At 42.0% G+C, this 3,549-nt stretch carries 2 protein-coding genes; one reads left to right on the top strand and one right to left on the bottom strand.

Annotated features, from left to right (window positions below):
- On the top strand, positions 1 to 361 hold a 361-nt coding region (locus FRY97_RS21590), incomplete at its 5' end, for a group II intron maturase-specific domain-containing protein (RefSeq protein ID WP_317131940.1).
- A 100-nt stretch (positions 362 to 461) separates the two neighbouring features.
- Here the strand turns inward: FRY97_RS21590 and FRY97_RS21585 are convergent.
- Entirely contained in the window at positions 462 to 2,531 is a 2,070-nt protein-coding gene (locus FRY97_RS21585) for an ATP-binding protein (protein ID WP_147169696.1), read from the bottom strand.
- Between the last annotated feature and the right edge of the window lie 1,018 nt (positions 2,532 to 3,549).

Here is a 3,549-nt window from a genome sequence, read left to right as displayed (position 1 = left end):
TAACACACTCTTGCAGCGCTTCCAAAACTACCTTCTTCTTGAATTCGGATGTGAATTTTCTCCGGTTTGCCATTGTTCACTTTTTAAACGAAAGTTAAGAAATAATGGCTGTCCTAATTTTTGGGGGAACATCACAATCTCTGGCCCCAAACTGCGCGGCTGGATCAGGTATTTCTCTCCATTTTACCCATCAGCATTAAGAGAGGTATTTTCGGCATTGAACGCTCGTCTGGTGCGTTGGATCACCAACAAGTACAAGTCATTCCGAAGGCGTAAATACCAAGCTTGGCAGCAATTGAGAGAAATCGCCAGCGACTTCCCCAACCTGTTTGAGCATTGGAAATACGGCTACACCCCCTAATCATCTTCTAGTCCTGAAGAGCCGTGTGAATCGAGAGGTTCAAGCACGGTTCTGTGAGAGGGTGGGGAACTGCTTAGTCAGTTCCCTGCTCTACTCGACTTTAACTTAAAAACTGTATTAGCTTCTCATTCTGCTTCAAGGACTTGAGCTCACCCCAATTAATTCCATTTTTTTGAAGTTCTTCAGAATTCAATTCGTATATAGGTTCATTACTTCTCTTAAATAGGATATTACTAGAAATGAGGCGTTCAAAGATTTCCCTCCTTAATGGGTTATCCTTTACAATAATATTTTCGATATACTCATGCTGCTTACCAAATATACCCTTTTTATGCCGTCTGAATGGAGCTAATATCAACCTCAAAGCATAAACTTTACTCGCTAAAGTATTTTGATCAGGTTCGGTCCTTGTTAAACTAGAATCATTATATTTAGACCAAGGAAATCTGTCAGAAGTTGGAAATTTAACATTAGCATCTCCTTCTCCTTTGTGCTGGATTTGCATCTGGTGATTCCCAACCTCGTATTCGTCTGAAACGATAGTAACTTCTGAGCCAGAATAGCAATTCAAGATTAACACCCTAGCGTTAAGATAAATACTTTGACAAGACACATAGCTATCTTTTAGCTCTAGTGTATTGCTCAATCCATCAAGTACTACCTTACTTTCTGTGTAAATATCAGCATCATGAATTTTTCTATAAAAGCAAAAAATATCTTCATCATCTGAACTTTCATATTCTAGGACTTGATATTTCCCTTTTCGGTCTTGATATGCAATAACAAGCTTGTTACCTTCACCCGGTTTTTCGGCTTCAAGTCTAAGAGAGATACTACTCTCAAGCTGTAAGCCAGATAACAATGATTCATAAAGAAACCCTGGGTATTCTCCTGAAAATTTTGAATTGTAGATAGACTTATAGTAAAATGCAAATAATACAGATATATTTTTAGCTCTTTTCAAAAACTGCACTACTTCATCCTTGTAATATTCATCTTCCGCTAGCATGGCAAGCGTATAGTCTTGGAATGAAGAATTAGCAAACATTCCGTTTCTAATGAATGGATGATTCTGTAAAAATTGCCTCACTGCATCAATGTAACTTCTTTCAAGCCAATCAGGCCCATCTAAGTGACCAAGTACAGAATCAAAATTGCATCCACTCGTGATATAAGAAAAAACACACCGTAACTGAATATCAGGACTATAAACACTAGTCCAGTCAAAAACTTCTGGGCTCGATGTGTTCTGTTTGAGAATATTAACTACTTTATCTTGCTCGCGAATAAGTAGAGAGTTGGCGAATTTTTGAATTAATTCAACTCCTTTAAGATGTGAAACACCCTCAAACTCTTGCTGAATCTCATAGAAATTTTGTTGAAACAAAAACCTAGAGATAGTTTGTAATACAGGGGAATAACCAAGAAAAGAACGGGTACGATCATCTTTCCAAACTTCTCCAGAGTCTACTCCTAAACCATTAGCAATAGTAGAAAATATATTTTCCAATGCATTGGTAAATGCTTCTACATGAGCATTGAACGACGCATCGCCTATATCTTCTAAGAAAAATTTAATAAATTTAGTTGCACCTTCTTTGTCAAAATAGTCTATCTCATAAACACTGTAAGCCTCCTTTTCTTGTACCTCATCTAATGTTAACTGTATCCATTCGACAGTTTCTGTTCTGGAGAAAAAAATTGCAGCTGGAAACGGTGCGTTTTTAACCGTTTGATATATTTCATTTACAAAAGAATATATACCATCAAGACCACTCACCATTTCCGCCTCGTCGAACCCATCAAAGAAAAAAACTAGTTGGCCGTTGGCTAACTTTGTTAAAATATCACCCAAATTCTGATGCCCAAAGTGCTTAGCAATTGTACCGATAAAAGTATTATCACCTAACTTTAATTTGGATAAATCCCAATAATAGCTATTTTTATTGTGAGAAAAATATTTAGCAAAAGTTGTTTTTCCAACAGCACCTGGAGCTGAAAAAATTAGTACTGGTTTATAATTCTTTACCGGAATTAGCTCTCGCAGTTTGGGATAAATATAAGTTGGAGGGTCATCTATTTTTGAGATAGCTTCATGTCCATCACCCTCTACTTTTACTTCGTGGCTTTTTATTACAAGATTAAGCACGTCAGGAATACTAACTGTCATATTTAATTTTTCATTAAAGTTAACCAAATTTCACACAACTCTGTAGTATACGCCTTATCCCCCCAATTTGTTGCGCTTTTTCCAGGCTTTGCATAGCGCCCAGCGCGCCACACTATATCCCAGACAATGCTGCAAAGTATAAAAAATAACAATGCTTCCTGCGTGGCAATAGGGAAAAAACTAGCCCGGCGGTGGGCCATCAAGGCTGGCCGGAAGGAAAATGCTGGGATGCGGCCCCCTCGGGCTGATGCTTTTTGCTGGCGGTTTTGCTGGCCTTCTGCACAGCTGCACGGCAAAGGCTGGGGGCTGTGCAGTCCCGCTCTTTAGTGACACTTGGCGACGGAGGAGCCTTAGTGGGGCATCTTTGGGCTCGGTGCCGCTGTCGCGGTTCGCTCCGCCAAATGCCCACTGGGCATTTGGTTTAGCTAACGCTAAACTCCGCTCGCTCATTCTGGATCCCGCTTGGCGCTTTTTGCGGCGGCCGGTCAGGGGTTACGCCTTTGGTGAGCGGGACTGCCGCTGCGCGTCAGCTGCTTTGTTGCTGGTGGTTTTGTTAACCTTCTGCACAGCTGCATGGCAATGGCTGGGGGCTGTGCAGTCTTGCTTTTTCTGCTGACTTCAGGGTGTACATTTCTGACTGATTCAAATAGTATTCAGAACCGCCCGGAAAGCTAGGTACCGCTGTCGCGGTTCGCTTTGCCAAATGCCCACTGGGCATTCGATTGGGCTGGCGCCCAATTTCGCTCGCTCATTCTGGATCCCGCTTGGCGCTTGTTGCGGTGGCTAGTCAGGGGTTACGCCTTTGGTGAGCGGGACTGCCGCTGCGCGTCAGCTGCTTTGTTGATGGTGGTTTTGTTAATCTTCTGCACAGCTGTATGGCAATGGCTGGGGGCTGTGCAGTCTTGCTCTTTCCTTTTATCTGGACTTCAGGGTGTACAGATCTGGACTGATACTAATTGTATTCAGAACCGCCCGGAAAGCCCGGTGCCGCTGTCGCGGTTCGCTCCGCCAAATGCCC

Source organism: Phaeodactylibacter luteus, assembly GCF_007993045.1.
Classification (GTDB): domain Bacteria; phylum Bacteroidota; class Bacteroidia; order Chitinophagales; family Saprospiraceae; genus Phaeodactylibacter; species Phaeodactylibacter luteus.
This window is presented reverse-complemented; position numbering and strand designations above follow the sequence as displayed.